The sequence below is a fragment of the Pseudomonas fragariae (ex Marin et al. 2024) genome (assembly GCF_059621105.1).
In genome coordinates this window covers 32,564-49,344 of the sequence record NZ_CM184369.1, presented here as the reverse complement: position 1 = coordinate 49,344, position 16,781 = coordinate 32,564, and the positions used below count along the sequence as shown (strand labels likewise).

Genomic DNA, 16,781 nt, shown 5'->3' with positions numbered 1-16,781 from the left:
GAGCGCACAAGGCGCCCCCGCAAGGCTGGCTGTGAATCAGCTCAGCAATGTAGCGTCCAGGGTGATCTTGGCGTTCAACACTTTCGAGACCGGGCAGCCTTCTTTGGCCTGCTTGGTCAGTTCGTCGAACTTCTCCTGGGTGGCGCCTGGCACTTTGGCCTTGAGGGTCAAATGCACAGCGCTGATCGCGAAACCGCCTTCTACCTGATCCAGCGACACTTCAGCCTGAGTATCGATGCTTTCAGCAGTCAGCCCTGCACCGCCCAGAATCATGGACAATGCCATCGAGAAACAGCCTGCATGGGCTGCGCCGATCAATTCTTCAGGGTTGGTGCCTTTGCCGCCTTCAAAACGTGCCTTGAAGCCGTAAGGTGCTTCGCGCAATACGCCGGTTTCCGTGGAGATGCTGCCGATACCGCTTTTCAGATCACCTTCCCAGTGGGCGGATGCTTTCTTGACGATGCTCATGGTGGCTCCTTTTGGAATGAATTTGGATCGTTGCTGTTACAGCATTCTGAGGATAGACGGCTCTGGAAAGTTCAACCGTCGGAAAGACCTACCGTTTCAGTAGGTTTTTCTACACTGCCCCATTGAAAAGCCGGACTTGCGCCCGCACTGCTGTTTCATCGTGGGCAGCTCCAGCAGCCGGCCCATCACAATTCGAGGAGCTACCCCGGCCTATGAAACGTCTGGCAGATGTAAAAATTTCCACCCTTGATCTGGTGCCGGTGCGCCACGACAAAGGGCCCGCCGAATCGCTGCGCAACTCGCTCAACCTCGCCCAGCATGTCGAAAAGCTGGGCTACAACCGCTTCTGGGTGGCCGAGCACCACAACATGGACGGCATCGCCAGTTCAGCGACCTCGGTGCTGCTCGCCTACCTGGCAGGCGGCACGTCGACCATTCGTGTCGGGGCTGGCGGGATCATGCTGCCCAACCATGCGCCGCTGGTGATCGCCGAGCAGTTCGGCACCCTGGCCAGCCTGTATCCCGACCGCATCGACCTGGGTCTGGGCCGCGCACCGGGCTCCGACCAGATGACTGCGCGTGCCTTGCGCCGCGAGCGCTCCGGCAGTGCCGATGACTTCCCGGATGATGTCACCGAGCTGATGGAATACCTGGGGCCGCGCACGCCTGATCAAAAAGTGATCGCCGTACCCGGTTCAAATACCAACGTGCCGATCTGGCTGCTGGGCTCGAGCCTGTTCAGCGCCCAGCTGGCAGGCATGCGCGGCTTGCCGTATGCCTTCGCCTCGCACTTTGCACCGCGTTACATGCACGAGGCGATTCGCGTGTATCGCAATCACTTCCAGCCATCGGAAGTGCTCGACAAGCCTTACGTGATGCTCGGCGTGCCCCTGTCGGCAGCCGACACGGACGAGCATGCCGAATACCTGGCGACGTCGGTCTATCAGCGCATTCTGGCGCTGATGCGTGGGCACAGCCTGATGCAGCGTCCGCCTGTCGAATCGATGGACGGCCTGTGGCTGCCGCACGAGCGTGAGGCTGTAGCAAGCTTCCTCGGGCTGGCGATGGTGGGTGGCCCGGAGAAGATCCGCGCCAAACTGGATGTGCTGCTCGAGCAGACCGACGCTGACGAGTTGCTCTTTACCTGCGACATGTACGAGCACCAAGACAGGTTGCGTTCCTACGAGATTCTGGCGCAGGTCGCGCACGGTTAAGCGACTTTCCGAATCGGAAAAAACCAGCCACAAACAGAATCGCCCCGGACTGGATGACAGTCCGGGGCGATTCTGTTCGTGAAACCTGCAAACGGGATTAACCGGGCCAACCGGCCTGAGCCTTGCCCGGTTGGCAATCAACCGCGCTGGTAAACGATTTCCTTGGTGCCGCCTTCGCAGGTGCCGACGACTTGCTTGTCGGCCGCGCTGCCTTTCTCGACCACTTCCAGCGTGTAGGACGTTACGCCCTTCGCCTGGAGTCTGGCGTCGAGTTCACTTTTCAACTCTTCACATGGCTTGCCTGCCGCGAGGGCAGTGCCTGCAATGCTCAGCAAGCCTACAGCCAACAAAAACTTCTTCATGGGTAATCCCTCTCGTCCGGCCAAATGAAGACGCCATCGGAACAGGCGCCCATTGAAAATCCCCACGCTCACACATCAACCGTGTGGCCATATCAGTGTGTGTAGCGCAGGTTATGGCAATCGGCCAGTCGAAAGGTTCAGATCACCCTTAGCTGTTGGTGATGCGGAAGCCCACTTTCAACGTTACCTGGAAGTGCGCGACTTTGCCGTTTTCGATATGGCCGCGGGTTTCGGTCACTTCAAACCATTCCATCAGGTCGAGGCTTTTGCTGGCTTCGGCCAGGGCATTGTTGATGGCGTCTTCGATGGTGGTCGTGGAAGAGCCGACGATTTCAACTTTCTTGTACGTGTGATGATCGGACATGGCAGTTCTCCTGAGGTCTGAAAAAGACGCGATATAGAGCGCGCTCCCTGCTTCTGTCAGGAGAACGCGCGCAAAAGTTCAGACCTTTGCAAAAATCCCATCGCACTTTCCAAAAAGCGCGGAGTCCGAAACAACACGCCCAATCATCATTGCAGGAGAAACACCATGGCTACTACGTCACTTCGCAAAGCCTCGTTGCAGAGTATGGAAGCTGAAATCGAGAGCCTCCTGAAGTCCCTCGAGGGCCTGAAAGCCGACGCTACCGACGAGTCGCGCAAGACACTGAAGAATCTGAAAGCCAACGCTGAAAGCGCGCTGAGCCATTCGCGCAGCCTGCTCAGCGATGTCTACGAAGACGTCAAAGAGAAAACCCGCGAGAACGCGCTGGCAACCCGTGACTACGCTCAGGAACACCCTTGGACCACCGCTGGCGTTGCGGTAGGTGCCATCGGCCTGATCGCTGCCTACATGCTGTTCAAGCGCGGTAACTGATCAGTTTCTGATCGGTTCCCCGGACCGCTTCAGCTCATTTTTCAACCACTGAGCAAGCTGCTGCGCCCGTCCATCGGCCGCACGTCTGGGTACCCAAAGCGCCAGCTGCGCCGGGGTTTCACTGAAGCCCCATGGCGCAGCCAGGCGACCGGCTTTCAGGTCATCGATGACCAGAGGTTCCGGCGCAATCGCGATGCCAAGGCCTGCCACGGCCGCCTCCAGCAAATAATACAAATGCTCGAACCCCTGTCCGTAACGCAATGACTGCGGGTCGATGCCGTTCTGCTGCGCCCAGCTTGGCCACGCCTGCGGACGCGATGTGGTTTGCAGCAGCGACTCTTCCAGCAACGCCTCGGCAGGTGCATCGCACAAACGCTCGAACCGCGCGAAGCGCGGGCTCAACACCGGGCCGATCCGCTCGCTTGCCAGTTCGAAGACCTGCATGTCTGCCGGCCATGGCGGCTCGGCGAATATCAGCAGGGCATCAAGACCTGGTCGACGCGGGTCAAGATCACCTTCGCCCGCCGACAAGTGCAGACGCAGGTCCGGCAGCTCGGCATTCAGGCGACTCAAGCGCGGGATGAACCAGCGCGCCAGCAGGCTGCCGGAGCACCCCAACACGAACGGCGCGTCTGCGCTGCCCTTGCTCAGCTCTGCACATACACCGCGCAACCGATCAAACGCGTCGCCGCTGACATCGCGTAGACGAATACCTGCATCTGTGAGTTTCAAGCCTCGTCCGTCCTTGCTGAACAGGCTCACACCCAGGTGTTCTTCAAGCACTTTCAATTGGCGACTGACAGCGCCATGTGTGACGTTCAGCTGTTCCGCCGCCTTACTGACACTGCCAAGCCGGGCAGTGCTTTCAAAGGCGCGCAATGCATTGAGGGGAGGAAGGTCGCGGCTCATGATCTGTGAGTTTTCCTGACAGGTTGCAGCGATCTTATCGGTTTTCATCCGGCCTTGCGCTGGTTAAAGTGAACCCATTGCCAATACGGCTCAACCTATTCGCCCAATACTGCAACTGGAGCACTTCATGACCCAGACCAATTTCCGCAGCGGCCCCGACGCCAACGGCCTGTTCGGCTCATTCGGCGGCCGCTACGTGGCTGAAACCCTGATGCCGCTGGTGCTCGACCTCAACCGCGAGTACGAAGCCGCCAAGGTAGACCCGGAATTCATCAAAGAAATGGCCTACTTTCAGCGCGATTACGTGGGCCGTCCGAACCCGCTGTACTTCGCCGAACGCCTGACCGAATTCTGCGGCGGCGCGAAGATCTACTTCAAGCGCGAAGAGCTCAATCACACCGGCGCGCACAAGATCAACAACTGCATCGGCCAGGTGCTGCTGGCCAAGCGCATGGGCAAAAAACGCCTGATCGCGGAAACCGGCGCCGGCATGCACGGCGTTGCCACTGCTACCGTTGCTGCACGTTTCGGTCTGCCTTGCGTAATCTACATGGGTGCTACCGACATCGAGCGTCAGCAGGCCAACGTGTTCCGCATGAGGCTGCTGGGCGCTGAAATCGTTCCGGTCACCTCCGGCACCGGCACCCTGAAAGATGCGATGAACGAAGCGCTGCGTGACTGGGTGACCAACGTCGACGACACTTTCTACCTGATCGGCACCGTGGCAGGCCCGCACCCTTACCCGGCGATGGTCCGTGACTTCCAGGCCATCATCGGCAAGGAAACCAAAGAGCAGATGCTGGAGAAGGAAGGTCGTCTGCCGGACAGCCTGGTTGCCTGTGTCGGTGGTGGTTCCAACGCCATGGGCCTGTTTCATCCGTTCCTGGATGACGCCAGCGTGGAAATCATCGGCGTCGAGGCGGGCGGTCATGGTGTCAGCACCGACAAGCACGCGGCCAGCCTGAACGGCGGCGTACCGGGCGTGCTGCACGGCAACCGTACCTACCTGCTGCAGGACGGCGACGGACAAATCACCGATGCGCACTCGATCTCTGCCGGCCTGGACTATCCCGGCATCGGCCCTGAACACGCATTCCTGCACGAAGTGAAGCGCGTCGAATACGTCAGCATCACCGATGACGAAGCGCTGGACGCTTTCCATCAGTGCTGCCTGCTCGAAGGCATCATCCCGGCGCTGGAAACCGCTCACGCCCTGGCCGAAGCCATGAAGCGCGCGACCAACCTGCGCGATGATCACCTGATGGTCGTGTGCCTGTCCGGGCGCGGCGACAAAGACATGCAAACCGTCATGAACCACATGGCCGCCGCCGAACACACTCAGGAGCAGCTGGTATGAGCCGTCTAGAACATCGTTTCGCCCAGCTTAAAACCGAAGGTCGTGCGGCGCTGGTCACCTTCATCACCGCCGGTGACCCTGGCTACGACACCTCGCTGAAAGTCCTGAAGGGCCTGCCTGCGGCGGGTGCTGACGTGATCGAGCTGGGCATGCCGTTCACCGATCCGATGGCCGACGGTGTGGCGATTCAGCTGGCGACTCTGCGTGCTCTGGACGCTGGCCAGACTCTGCAGAAAACCCTGCAGATGGTCAGCGAATTTCGTGTCGACGATCAGACCACACCGATTGTGCTGATGGGTTACTACAACCCGATCCACCGCTTTGGCGTCGAAGCCTTCGTGGCGCAGGCAAAGGAAGCAGGCGTTGACGGTCTGATCATCGTTGACCTGCCACCCGAGCACGACGCCGAGCTGGCGACGCCTGCACAGGCGTCCGGCATCGACTTCATCCGCCTGACCACACCGACCACTGACGATGCGCGTCTGCCGCGTGTGCTGGAGCGCAGCTCCGGGTTCGTCTACTACGTGTCGGTTGCCGGTGTGACCGGTGCAGGCTCGGCCACCACCGAGCACGTCACCGAAGCCATCGCTCGCTTGCGCCGCCACACCGATCTGCCGATCAGCGTCGGTTTCGGTATCCGCACCCCCGAGCAGGCCGCGGCGATTGCGCGTCTGGCTGACGGTGTGGTCGTGGGCTCGGCCTTCGTCGACAAGATCGCCAGCGCCGAGTCGCCGGAGCATGCCATCGACGGCGTGCTGACGCTGTGCGCGGCACTGGCCGAGGGCGTACGTAGCGCTCGTCGCTGAGGGTAAAGTTTCTGATACAGAGGAATCAAAGCCTGAGCAGCGGCTCTATGTAGCAAGACACAAGGGGTTCATGACCAACGTCATGAACCCCTTTTTGCTGCATCGCGTGAGGCCGAGGAAACACCATGAAACTGCCAAACCGTTTTATCACCGGACTGGGTATCTTGATGATCAGCGCCAGTCCGCTGCTGCAAGCTGCACCACCCGATCAACGCGGTGATGGCCCGGACGACAACCGTGGAGCCCAACAGCCGGGACCGCAGAACGACGGTGGGCATAACCAGCGTGGTAATGACCGTGGACCGGGCAATGACAATGGCAGGGGTCCGGACAAAGGCCCGGCCAGCCAACCAGGCAGACAGGCGCATCAGGACAACCGTGGCGGCAACCGCCCACCGCAGGATTTCGGCCCGGTACGCGAGACTTTCCAGCAACACCGCGACGTCATCGGTCGGGGCCAGCCATTGCCGCCGGGCGTACACATCGCCAAGGGCCGTCCGTTGCCCCCTGGTTACGGTAAACGTCTGGACAGCCGCTCGCTGCAATACCTGCCACAGTATGACGGCTACGAATGGCGCCGCCTGGGCACCGACGTGGTGCTGATCGCCGTGGGTTCGGGGATTGTGTATGCGATTCTGGATGGTGTATTGAATTGATGGTCTGCTGCCGTCCTTGAAAGCGCGGCGACGCGCAGACGTGTGACACGGAGCGTCACGCAAGGCATTCCTCATCGTTATACACAAGTCCGCTTTTGATTCTGGCCGAAGGCCGTGGGAGCGAACCGGGCGACGCTTCGCTTGTTCGCGAAAGGGCCAGTATAATCGCCGAAAATGCATCGTCTGAAATACCGTCTTCGCGAACAAGTTCGCTCCCACGCCCTTCGGGCAGAAGCCTGAAAGCGCTGCATTCCCGGTTCTGTGTATAAAAGTGAGCACTACAGCGTGGTAGCGCCGCTCCGGAGGGTCTGCATCCGTCCCTGAAGGCGCGGCTCAGCTCAACCCTGCTTCTGGTTAACCCGCGCCAGGAACGTCATCAGCGCACCCGATACGAACGCCGGATTTTCCAGATTGGCGATATGCCCGGCCTCAGGCACCAGCACATAAGGGCAGCCGATCAGGCTGGCCATCTCACGCGTCTCCTCGGGCGGGCGTGGAATGTCTGCATCGCCACACATCACCAGCGTGGTGTCGGCATTCAATTGCTCGATCAAACCGAGCCGGTCATCACGACCGAAAATCATCCTTCCCAGCGGTACGACGGACTGACGCAACTGCTCGGCATTCATGCCGGCAAGCGCCGCACGAAACGACCCGTACACAGGCGACTGCGGATCAATGCCGGGACGGAAGAAGATCGGTACGACGATATCCAGCAGCGGCTCAGGAAAGCTCCCGACTTCTTCCAGCTTGTCGAGCAACGAGAAATAGTAGGCTTTCTTGGCCTCGGTCTCTTTGCCCAGATAGGTGTCCATCAGCACCAGCCCGGTGATGCGCTCTGGCGCGAGCAGCGCAGCGATTGCGCCCCACATACCGCCGACCGACAGCCCGACGATGCTGCAACGCTCGATATTCAAATGATCCAGCAGCGCCAGCGCATGCCGCGCCAGGTCATCGAGATTGCGCGTGCCCTCAGGAAACCCGCTGGAATCGCCATGACCCCACAGATCCGGCACGATCACCCGATACTGGCTGGCCAGCGTATCAATCTGTGCACTCCACATCGCCTTGTCCCAGAGATAGCTGTGACCGAGCAATACCACCGGTCCGGTGCCTTGGTCGGAATAGTGAAGTGTCTTACCGTCGATGAGTAGATCCGGCATTTCTGATGATCCTCTATTCTGGTCTTTCAGCATTCGATTCAAGCCGCCCGTAGCAGGCGAATTATCATGTTGAAGCGTATGCATGACCATCTTGTGGAAGTTTGCGCTGTAACGGACCTAGCGGTCATTTTTCAGCGGAGCTATCTTACATCGATCTTTTCAACGATGGATGCGCTAGTAACCGCAGAAGGAAAATGGCCAGGAAGCTGGCTATCAGCCAGCCAGCGAGCTCAAATTCAGAGGCCTGACCGCGCCCATCCAGATGGCATGATCGGTATGGTCGCGCAGCTCATCGCCCGTCAGAGGATGCAGAAACACCACCAGCCCATCGCGATTCAGCGCGAGCCACAACGTAACGTCAGCCAACTGCTCATGCCCGAACGCCAACTGACAACTCCAGTCCGGATGCGGCCCAACCAGCTTTTGATGGACGCGCCCCATCTGCACGGCAAATTTCTCGGTCGCGGCTTCGCACAACGCTCGCGCCTGATTGAGGGTTTGGGCGTTGAAATAGATGTGAGCGTGGTAGCCGTGGATTTCTTGCATTGAGGTAGGGGCTCATTTTGCGGCTGAAGACCTTACTGGTGCAGGTGTGTGACCAGCCTTGCTCGTTTTTCTCGTGTGTAGATCGATCGTAGATCCTGCATGATGGTTGGTAAAGCGGCCTCACAAAAAAGCCGTCCAACCCATAACGCTGGAGTTGGATGACCTTCTAAACGCACAACGCTACATCGTATCAAAGAGTCTAAACTAACGCTCTCCGCCAACACAATAAATGTTGCACCGTAAATATCCTCAAGCTCAAACAAGACAAGCTTACCGATGAGAACTAGGTCCGGCTTCTGTAAGAAGCCAGCGTCTTTCAAGTCTTCTGGTTGAGGATTGCGCCCCGCATCAGAAAACCAAACGGCGCGCAATTTCTACTTCTTGATCGTTACTGGCATCGAAAAAATCTATCTTCACCCTTTACTCCTCTCGACGCGGTGTAAAAACTCTTAACCCATCTACAGCTAGCAGAGCAAGGCTTATACTTATCCATACAAGCCCATGCATCTTAAACCAAGTAAAGCTAATTCCAGATAACCATAGGAAATCCTGGCCTCAAAAGCTGCATAGCCTCCGGCCCTTGAAATCCATCCGGACTCATATCAACTCTAATTCTTGTTAAACCTTCGAAAACCAACTCAACTTCTTGCTCGTCTTCTGAGACGTTTACAAGTTTTTTCCCACGCAGGCTCTTCACTGTCGAGCCAACAATACGATATGAATTGTTGATATTTAATATGATGCCTTCAGCAAAAGATATTTGAAAGTAGTCATGCACTATACATGCACCTACAACATTAGACCCAACAAGACTGGTAAGTACGCTCATCGCACAACACTCCATTATTTGATTGGAAAATGACTTTTTGAATTTGGCAACGTCCGTCCTGTATAAGGGTCGACACCCTGACCTGACCTATTCTCATATTTAATGTATCCATTTTTATAGCCCGGGCTACTGCCTCTCGGAGGTGTCGGCTGCATAACGCGCATTACATTAACCTGTCCGTTATCGCCACCCCTACCATTAGTGAAAGCAGAACCTGTGACATTCCCTGCAGGATTCACACTAGCCGAAGGGCCCGTCGCATCCTTGGGCACAGGAAAGACAGTCCCGTTGGGTGATATCAAGAAGTCAGGGGCTGCGGATGATGTAGCGTTGTCGACATGCGGACGTATATCGGATGCCCTTTCCAGTCCTCGTGCTCCCTGAATGGCCAAACCTGCTGCTCCAGGTACCATGGGAATCGCAGCGAGTACCCCATCTGCAGCGATACCGACACCATCTAAGGCCGCTGCGCCATAATTCCCCTCTTTTACATTCTGATGAAAACTAGCCATACCAACCGCTAAGCTCATCGTCTCGATAATGAGGTCAGCATACATACCGCTAGGATCAGAGAACTTATATGGATTATTGTTAGCATAAGCATATCGATTAAAGCTATGCAGATTACCTTCCTGAAAGTCGACCGGATCAGCACCCATGAAGCGACCGAGCAGTGGATCGTAATACCGTGCCCCCATATAAGAAAGGCCGCTATTATCGTCAAATACTTTCCCATGAAAGCCAATCTTGTTGCTACTGCTTGGACTCGTTTGGGTTAATTTTTCTCCGTACGGCTTATAGCTCTCTTTCCAGAGTAGATTGCCAGTTTCATCGGTCGCAACCATAGGGCTGCCGGCTATATCATTATGAAAATAGGTAACGGTGTTTGCCAAAGCGGCATGAGTCAGCACGAGTGCCAGCATCGCGACACTGACTTTGCGAAATAGCTTTTTTATAATTTGCATGGTTCGGTTTCCTTGACACCCGATCATGGGCTTACCTGCTGTGCAATGCGCTGGCCACCCAAATAGAAATACTCGGTTAGCTTGTCTCCCTCGAGTTCCATCCGTAACCTTCCATCGGCATCTTGCATCTCGTATATTTTGTTGCCCGCAGAACTGACGGAACTGCGTTGATTCAAACCATCGTACTGATATTCAACTTTTTTGTCGGGACTCTCGCAGTTAACGCATACAAGATTGGGAACATTATTGTAAAGGTAAGCGTTGTCAGCACTACTGCTGACGTTGCCATAAGCATCGTAGTTTATACTATCAATGCGCTGTCCATCGACAGAAGTCAGGCGGTTTTGTATATCGTAGTTATAGTTCAGGCTTGAATCGCCAAACGTTTTTTGGGTCAAGTTTCCTACACCGTCGTAGGCGAGGGTTCCTACCCCCCAGAAACCATCGGCACTCACCAAACGATCAAGGCTGTCGTAAGCAAGGGTACGGTCCATGCTGTTGTCCACACCGTCCCTGATGGTCAACAAGTTACCCGCACCATCATAGTCGTAAATGCTTTTCAGGTAATCGACTCCAGCGGGTGAGGTAATGTTGAAAGAAGCTGGCCAGAGACGACTATTTTGTTCGTAACTGACCGCCGCACCGTTGGCATAGATGACCTGTTTAATCATACCGTTCGGCCAATAAGCAATATTGCTAACGTAGCCCGATACCATTGTGGGCCTGCCTAATACGTCTGGCGCATATTCAACTATGCGACCAGACGGATTATAAGTGAGGCTTTTCAGCCGATCATTTTCATCGTAGCCATAAGAAAGCTCAAACAGCTTACCTTCAATAGAAAGGCTTTCCGTTATGACGAACCCTGCAGGATTGTATGTAAAGCTTCGAATACCCGTACTGCTGTCCGCTATTAGCAGATTATTTTGTTTATCATAAGTATTTTTGATAGCGGGAGTGCCTTGCGCATAATCGATTGCAGTTTGTCGATTCTGCCCGTCGTATGTGTACGTTGTAATATCTGACTGCCCCACCTGCTTTGAAGTCATATTGCCTGCAATGTCTCGACCGTAGACGGTGTCTCCAGTTTCGGGATTGCTGACCGAGATCAAATAACCATTTGCGTTATAGCCGTAATGGCGTGTGGAATTGCCTTGTGTAACCGACGTCACTTGTTCGCGACCATTTCGAGTCAAGGTTATACTGGCTGTCGGATTCGACGGCTGAAATGACATCAGAGACAATTTTTCGGGGTCGCCATAGCCACGATAGTTATAAGTAGTGGAATTGCCTCGTTCGTCAGTTATGACTTTGTGGGCAAAACCGTAGGCAGTGCTCTGGTAGGTACCGTCCGCATGGGTGATCCGAATGACGCGACCCAGCGCATCATACTGATAACTGGTTCCCATACTTGAGTTAGGGTCTGAAGTAAACGTTACGCGGCCATAGGCATCGTACGCATAGGTGGTTGTTATATCACCTCTAACAATACTGGAGACACGACCAGACAGATCATATTGAGTTATCTCGGACAGATTGCCGCGCAGATTTGTCTTGCTGGTGGGTGTGTATATTATTTTTTGACCAGCGCCTTGCGGCGGAGTGATAGAGGTTACGCGATTCAACCTGTCGTATTCGTAGTGCGTTGTGTGGCCTTCACCGTTGGTCTCAGAGGTAACATTGCCAGCGTCGTCGACTGCACGCGAAATAGTAATACCCTCTGGCTGAACCTCAGTTTGCGGAGTACCGAGTTTATAATTCATGTAGCTGTAATGACGATCACCCGGGCGAATTTGCGTCGCTTGATTACCTTGCGCATCGTAGGTATACGCAGTCGCAACACCATCGCGATTGTAATTGATTAGCTTACCGTTCTCATCGTAGATACGATGTACAGAACTATCAGGTGACATCTGATCTATAGGGCGACCTATTATCCATTTATCAGTATTATTATACCAAGTCAGCGTGGTAGTTCGACCATCACTATTAGGACCTGTTTCAGTCAGTATTCCAGGATTGCCATAAGCATCGTAGTTAGAGTAGTGACTACTGTAGGTTGCGCCATCACGGAAAAAAGTTCGCTCTTGAAGGTCAGCTGCCCAGATTGTATCGTCCGTGACTACACCGAGTTCAAACACATATTCTCTTCCATGTGAAATAAACCGTTGCTGCCACTTGTATGTTTCATAACTCCCGTCCGGGCGGGTAATTTTAACCGGACTTCCTATACTCCACACGGTATTATTTATAGTGTTTCCATCTGTAGCAATACTGTATCCAGGGCCAATGAACTCATGGATGGTTGTGCCATCCGGCCCGGTGATAACTGTACTATCGTATTGTCCAATATTTCCACGATTATAGGCATAAGCCCAGTGATTTCCGGCTGCATCAATTTTGCGGCTTATACGCTCGAAACGCGACCAGACAAAGCGTCCACCAAGATGGCCTTCTAGATCCACATATGAGTATTCATATGTCGTTTTTCCACCGCTGGGCTGCTCAATCGATATAAGTTTGCGAGCGGCAGCTCTTTGATCATTCGCATAACTTTCATTGGAAACTACTATCTGAAACCATTCTCCAGGGTGATAGGCATACTTCCAGACTTCTCCAGTAGGTCCAGTTACCTGAGCCAGGGCCTGAGAGTTCAGATGGTCTTTCGCGGTATATCCATACTGAACCATGCGCTGATTATTATCGACCAGCGAAAGAAGGCGGCCTGTCGCAGGGTCGTAATTAAAATCAACAGCTCTGCCGTCACTGGACGTTATCCTAGATAAAAGCATATCGGATTTTTCGCAATTGGCGGCGTCTTCAAGGTTGGCTTGAAGACAGTGGTCAATATAAACACTCCCTGAAATTGGAACGCTTAAAGGGGGGCCAAATTGAGTATAGTCGTAAGCAATCCAGTTACCATTAAGGTCAGTTGCCTTTTTTGTCAGAAAAATAGATTCTGTAAAATCTGGATCTTCGTTAGGAAACGATGTAACTGAAGCACTAAATTTCATATCTACATCGGCACGCCCCATGTCATACCTAATTCCAGATGGTGACGTTAGCGTAAGCACCATTGAATCGCAACGTAAACGCCAATTTGATTTGGTTCTGTCTTCATAAGGTGCAACACGATAAAATTTTTCGCTACTACCATCCGGAAGTCTTAAATTAAATCGGGCACTGGGACGTTCCCCTTGATTGTGACACAACTGAAAAGTTGAGTTCATGTAATAGTTAGGTGTCCCGCTACGATCACGAAGATGATAATTGGTGGCATGATAAATCTTCGGCGCTGCCGCGATTGTCCAACCGGGTCCTAAAGCGGTCCATTCCGTACTTTGCCTATAAGGCGCAGCAAGCCCGGCGGTTAAACGCTGTAGGTCGTAGCTTCGATGAATATTGATATCCATGCCTGCCGTCCCAGGAATACTTAAATCAATATGACTGACTTTGAGATTCCCGGACCAAGGGTCAACGCTGTCAACCGCATTAGAAACCAGCCCACGATTTTTCTTCGGTGCTAAATCATACGGCGTAGACTCTAACTCTTCAGAATGTCCAAGCTGACTTCCCAATAGCGCGCCAAACAGCAAAACTTTCATAATATTGTTTTTCTTTTTTCCAAGCACGTTAAATCCATCCATTATCTTAAATAGTAAAAAGCAAAGCTCATAGCAGCCTTCTACAGCCTTATTGATTTGATATAGATTTTTGGGCCTATGATCACTCGCTGCATGCCATAAACTGGTCAGTATTGATACGGCATGGGCAAAGCGCTCTATTTAGGAGCACTTAAACTGATCTATAAGTTAAATCTCAAATACTCGCTTTATGCGCTTTTAAGCAAGATCCATGATGATTGAAACTATCAAATCGCGTCACACACGTCTATTTGAGAAAGCCATAACTTAAAGTCATTCCAGATGCAGCCGCCATCTAATACACAACCTAAGTAATACTATATGAGAACAAAAGTAAACCCGCTTACTTCCGTAAAACTTGTAAGAAATTTCCTATCTAACCACTAATTGCTTCGAACTTATATTTAATTCAACCTTGAACACCGCCTCCCTAAACCGCAATCGACGGCAATGGCCTACCCGCCAGCGAAACCCCGCTCAACGCCTGCTCGCTGGCCAGCCAGTCCACGAACTGCTGAACGATCTGCACGCGGCGTTTGCGCTGGGGCAGGACCACGTAATAGCCCTGACCGGAAATCGCCGCGCCGGCGATAGGGCGACAGAGCAGGCCCTGATCGAGGAGGTCGTCGACCAGGTGCTTCCAGCCGATGGCGATGCCTTGTCCGCCGATGGCCGCCTGGATCAGCAGGGTGTAGTTGTCGAAGCGCAGTTGACCGGGCGCGGGGGCCTGGGGGATGTCCAGCGCGCGGAATACACCCGCCCAGTCGAACCAGTTGTTGATGCTTTCGCCACGCAGGTGCAGGAGTGGAAAGTCGCGCAGCGCATCGGTGGGCAGCGGCGTCTGGCGCCCGGCGAGCAGTTGCGGGCTGCACACCGGGAAGACTTCTTCGCTGAACAGCCAGTGGCTTTCTCCCTGTTTGAAGCGCCCGTCACCGAACAGCACGGCAACGTCGATATCGGCGCGTAACATGCTGTGGGTACGCTCGCTGGTGACCAGGCTGACATCCACGTCCGGGTTGACCTTGTGGAAGCGGTGCAGACGCGGCATCAGCCAGTAGGCGGCGAAGGCGAAGTCGGTCGCCACTTGAAGCACTTCGTGCTGGTGGTGTTCGGTGATGGCTATCACTCCGCTGTCGATGGATTGCAGCCCGGCCTGCACATGGCTGAACAACACTTCACCGGCGTCGGTCAATTCGATACCACGGTAGATGCGGTCAAACAGACGGGTAGCGAGTTGCTCTTCGAGGCGCTTGATCTGCTGGCTGACAGCGGGCTGTGTCGTGCCCAGTTCGAGGGCTGCCGCGGTGAAGCTGCGTAAGCGCGCCGCGACCTCAAAGGCACGCAGCAGGTCGAGTGACACATCGCCGAAAGATTCAAACATTAGCTGGGCTTATCCTAGGCATTGCTGTGTATGGGCTTTACCCTGAAACTTATGGACTCCATCCTCATACCCGGCACTTTCGCATAACTTTTCACAATGGATATAGCGATTACATGAAGCGCAAAAATATTCTGTTCATCATGGCCGATCAAATGGCCGCGCCAATGTTGCCGTTTTACGCCCGGTCCCCGATTCTGATGCCGAACCTGAGCCGTCTCGCCGCCGACGGCGTAGTGTTCGATTCGGCGTACTGCAACAGCCCGCTATGCGCGCCGTCGCGCTTCACCCTGGTCAGCGGCCAGTTGCCAAGCAGGATCGGCGCGTACGACAACGCAGCCGACTTCCCGGCCGATATTCCGACCTATGCCCACTACCTGCGTGCGCTGGGCTACAAGACCGCCCTGTCGGGCAAGATGCACTTCTGCGGACCGGACCAGTTGCATGGCTACGAAGAACGCCTGACCAGTGACATTTACCCGGCCGACTACGGCTGGTCGGTCAACTGGGACGAGCCGGACGTGCGGCCAAGCTGGTATCACAACATGTCATCGGTGTTGCAGGCCGGTCCGTGCATTCGCACCAACCAGCTGGACTTCGATGAAGAGGTGCTGTTCAAGGCCCAGCAATACCTCTACGACCATGTGCGACAGGACGGTGATGCGCCGTTCTGCCTGACCGTTTCCATGACTCACCCTCATGATCCGTACACCATCCCTCTGCCGTTCTGGGACCTGTACGCCGACGACGAAATACCGATGCCCACGCCGCACGCCAATCAGGCCGCGCTGGACCCGCATTCACAACGGCTGCTCAAGGTCTATGACCTGTGGGACAAGCCCATGCCGACCAACAAGATTCGTGATGCTCGCCGCGCCTACTTCGGTGCGTGCAGCTACATCGACCTCAACGTCGGCAAGCTGATGCAGACGCTCGATGAAGTCGGGTTGGCGGAAGACACCATCGTGGTGTTCTCCGGCGATCACGGCGACATGCTGGGCGAAAAGGGCCTCTGGTACAAAATGCACTGGTTCGAAATGGCCGCGCGCGTGCCGCTGGTGGTGTACGCGCCGGGCCAGTTCAAACCGGGAAGGGTCAGTGCGTCGGTGTCGACTGCCGACTTGCTGCCGACCTTCGTCGAAATGGCCAAAGGCAAACTGGACGCCGGTTTGCCATTGGACGGACGCTCGCTGATGCCTCATTTGAAACGCAAGGGCGGGCACGATGAGGTGTTCGGTGAGTACATGGCCGAAGGTACCACCAGCCCGCTGATGATGATCCGCCGTGGCGCGTACAAATTCATCTATTCGGAACAGGACCCGTGCCTGCTGTTCGATGTGAAAAAGGACCCGAAAGAGCAGAAGGACCTGAGCCAGTCACCCGCCCATGAAAAGCTGTTCACTGACTTCCTGGCCGAAGCTCGGGCCAAGTGGGACATCCCGGCGATACACCAACAGGTGCTCGCCAGCCAGCGCAGAAGGCGCTTCGTCGCCAAATCGCTGGCAACCGGCAAGCTGAAGAGTTGGGATCACCAGCCACTGGTCGACGCCAGTCAGCAGTACATGCGCAACCACATTGATCTGGACGATCTGGAGCGCAAGGCACGTTATCCGCAACCTTGACCCTGC

General features: G+C 54.9%; 16 protein-coding genes. 6 read left to right on the top strand and 10 right to left on the bottom strand.

Going from position 1 to position 16,781, the window contains the following annotated elements:
• Nucleotides 1-36 precede the first annotated feature (36 nt).
• On the bottom strand, nt 37-468 hold the full coding sequence (locus tag AC54XV_RS00220; RefSeq protein ID WP_003340074.1) for an OsmC family protein: 432 nt from the start codon (nt 466-468) through the stop codon (nt 37-39).
• Between the two features lie 212 nt (nt 469-680).
• Between AC54XV_RS00220 and AC54XV_RS00215 the strand changes: the two genes are divergently transcribed.
• Nucleotides 681-1,682: an LLM class flavin-dependent oxidoreductase gene (locus AC54XV_RS00215; protein ID WP_003401526.1), complete on the top strand. Its 1,002-nt coding sequence runs from the start codon at nt 681-683 to the stop codon at nt 1,680-1,682.
• Between the two features lie 137 nt (nt 1,683-1,819).
• Here AC54XV_RS00215 and AC54XV_RS00210 read toward each other — a convergent pair whose 3' ends face one another.
• Nucleotides 1,820-2,044: a DUF1161 domain-containing protein gene (locus tag AC54XV_RS00210; protein ID WP_003318454.1), complete on the bottom strand. Its 225-nt coding sequence runs from the start codon at nt 2,042-2,044 to the stop codon at nt 1,820-1,822.
• Between the two features lie 148 nt (nt 2,045-2,192).
• Nucleotides 2,193-2,408: a dodecin gene (locus AC54XV_RS00205; RefSeq protein WP_003318455.1), complete on the bottom strand. Its 216-nt coding sequence runs from the start codon at nt 2,406-2,408 to the stop codon at nt 2,193-2,195.
• Nucleotides 2,409-2,573: 165 nt separating this feature from the next.
• Between AC54XV_RS00205 and AC54XV_RS00200 the strand changes: the two genes are divergently transcribed.
• Nucleotides 2,574-2,900, top strand: coding sequence for an ElaB/YgaM/YqjD family protein (locus tag AC54XV_RS00200; RefSeq protein ID WP_003318456.1), 327 nt, complete (start codon nt 2,574-2,576; stop codon nt 2,898-2,900).
• On the opposite strand, the gene AC54XV_RS00195 is transcribed toward AC54XV_RS00200, so the two are convergent.
• Nucleotides 2,901-3,857, bottom strand: a complete 957-nt coding sequence (locus AC54XV_RS00195; RefSeq protein WP_060409256.1) for a LysR family transcriptional regulator — start codon at nt 3,855-3,857, stop codon at nt 2,901-2,903.
• A gap of 79 nt (nt 3,858-3,936) precedes the next feature.
• Between AC54XV_RS00195 and trpB the strand changes: the two genes are divergently transcribed.
• The 3 genes from trpB to AC54XV_RS00180 all read left to right on the top strand — a co-directional run bounded on the left by trpB (nt 3,937) and on the right by AC54XV_RS00180 (nt 6,628).
• Nucleotides 3,937-5,166 (top strand): tryptophan synthase subunit beta, encoded by a 1,230-nt coding sequence (trpB, locus tag AC54XV_RS00190; RefSeq protein WP_024640017.1) that lies wholly within the window; start codon nt 3,937-3,939, stop codon nt 5,164-5,166.
• On the top strand, nt 5,163-5,972 hold the full coding sequence (gene trpA / locus AC54XV_RS00185; RefSeq protein ID WP_003318459.1) for a tryptophan synthase subunit alpha: 810 nt from the start codon (nt 5,163-5,165) through the stop codon (nt 5,970-5,972). Before trpB ends, trpA begins: the two co-directional genes overlap by 4 nt.
• 125 nt (nt 5,973-6,097) lie before the next feature.
• Complete coding sequence (locus AC54XV_RS00180) at nt 6,098-6,628, top strand: anti-virulence regulator CigR family protein (protein ID WP_011266142.1); 531 nt, start codon at nt 6,098-6,100, stop codon at nt 6,626-6,628.
• Nucleotides 6,629-6,966: 338 nt separating this feature from the next.
• Here AC54XV_RS00180 and AC54XV_RS00175 read toward each other — a convergent pair whose 3' ends face one another.
• The 6 genes from AC54XV_RS00175 to AC54XV_RS00150 all read right to left on the bottom strand — a co-directional run bounded on the left by AC54XV_RS00175 (nt 6,967) and on the right by AC54XV_RS00150 (nt 15,156).
• Nucleotides 6,967-7,791, bottom strand: a complete 825-nt coding sequence (locus AC54XV_RS00175; RefSeq protein ID WP_496717573.1) for an alpha/beta fold hydrolase — start codon at nt 7,789-7,791, stop codon at nt 6,967-6,969.
• Nucleotides 7,792-8,004: 213 nt separating this feature from the next.
• Nucleotides 8,005-8,337 (bottom strand): DOPA 4,5-dioxygenase family protein, encoded by a 333-nt coding sequence (locus tag AC54XV_RS00170; protein WP_058822568.1) that lies wholly within the window; start codon nt 8,335-8,337, stop codon nt 8,005-8,007.
• A gap of 523 nt (nt 8,338-8,860) precedes the next feature.
• Complete coding sequence (locus AC54XV_RS00165) at nt 8,861-9,166, bottom strand: hypothetical protein (RefSeq protein WP_003401510.1); 306 nt, start codon at nt 9,164-9,166, stop codon at nt 8,861-8,863.
• A gap of 14 nt (nt 9,167-9,180) precedes the next feature.
• Nucleotides 9,181-10,131: an RHS repeat domain-containing protein gene (locus AC54XV_RS00160; RefSeq protein ID WP_496717571.1), complete on the bottom strand. Its 951-nt coding sequence runs from the start codon at nt 10,129-10,131 to the stop codon at nt 9,181-9,183.
• 23 nt (nt 10,132-10,154) lie between these two features.
• A complete protein-coding gene (locus AC54XV_RS00155; RefSeq protein ID WP_239691405.1) occupies nt 10,155-13,763 on the bottom strand; it encodes an RHS repeat domain-containing protein in 3,609 nt (1,202 codons plus the stop codon).
• Between the two features lie 442 nt (nt 13,764-14,205).
• Nucleotides 14,206-15,156, bottom strand: coding sequence for a choline sulfate utilization transcriptional regulator (locus AC54XV_RS00150; protein ID WP_024651198.1), 951 nt, complete (start codon nt 15,154-15,156; stop codon nt 14,206-14,208).
• 113 nt (nt 15,157-15,269) lie between these two features.
• On the opposite strand from AC54XV_RS00150, the gene betC reads away from it, so the two are divergent.
• Nucleotides 15,270-16,775, top strand: coding sequence for a choline-sulfatase (gene betC, locus AC54XV_RS00145; RefSeq protein WP_060406238.1), 1,506 nt, complete (start codon nt 15,270-15,272; stop codon nt 16,773-16,775).
• The last annotated feature ends 6 nt before the right edge of the window (nt 16,776-16,781 follow it).

Bases quoted from the DNA above. Each gene is read 5' to 3' on its own strand.
- AC54XV_RS00150 (WP_024651198.1), bottom strand. From the start codon at position 15,156: ATGTTTGAATCTTTCGGCGATGTGTCACTCGACCTGCTGCGTGCCTTT.
- AC54XV_RS00180 (WP_011266142.1), top strand. From the start codon at position 6,098: ATGAAACTGCCAAACCGTTTTATCACCGGACTGGGTATCTTGATGATC.
- betC (WP_060406238.1), top strand. From the start codon at position 15,270: ATGAAGCGCAAAAATATTCTGTTCATCATGGCCGATCAAATGGCCGCG.
- AC54XV_RS00205 (WP_003318455.1), bottom strand. From the start codon at position 2,408: ATGTCCGATCATCACACGTACAAGAAAGTTGAAATCGTCGGCTCTTCC.
- AC54XV_RS00160 (WP_496717571.1), bottom strand. From the start codon at position 10,131: ATGCAAATTATAAAAAAGCTATTTCGCAAAGTCAGTGTCGCGATGCTG.
- AC54XV_RS00200 (WP_003318456.1), top strand. From the start codon at position 2,574: ATGGCTACTACGTCACTTCGCAAAGCCTCGTTGCAGAGTATGGAAGCT.
- AC54XV_RS00165 (WP_003401510.1), bottom strand. From the start codon at position 9,166: ATGAGCGTACTTACCAGTCTTGTTGGGTCTAATGTTGTAGGTGCATGT.
- AC54XV_RS00175 (WP_496717573.1), bottom strand. From the start codon at position 7,791: ATGCCGGATCTACTCATCGACGGTAAGACACTTCACTATTCCGACCAA.
- AC54XV_RS00195 (WP_060409256.1), bottom strand. From the start codon at position 3,857: ATGAAAACCGATAAGATCGCTGCAACCTGTCAGGAAAACTCACAGATC.
- AC54XV_RS00220 (WP_003340074.1), bottom strand. From the start codon at position 468: ATGAGCATCGTCAAGAAAGCATCCGCCCACTGGGAAGGTGATCTGAAA.
- AC54XV_RS00170 (WP_058822568.1), bottom strand. From the start codon at position 8,337: ATGCAAGAAATCCACGGCTACCACGCTCACATCTATTTCAACGCCCAA.
- trpA (WP_003318459.1), top strand. From the start codon at position 5,163: ATGAGCCGTCTAGAACATCGTTTCGCCCAGCTTAAAACCGAAGGTCGT.
- trpB (WP_024640017.1), top strand. From the start codon at position 3,937: ATGACCCAGACCAATTTCCGCAGCGGCCCCGACGCCAACGGCCTGTTC.
- AC54XV_RS00210 (WP_003318454.1), bottom strand. From the start codon at position 2,044: ATGAAGAAGTTTTTGTTGGCTGTAGGCTTGCTGAGCATTGCAGGCACT.
- AC54XV_RS00215 (WP_003401526.1), top strand. From the start codon at position 681: ATGAAACGTCTGGCAGATGTAAAAATTTCCACCCTTGATCTGGTGCCG.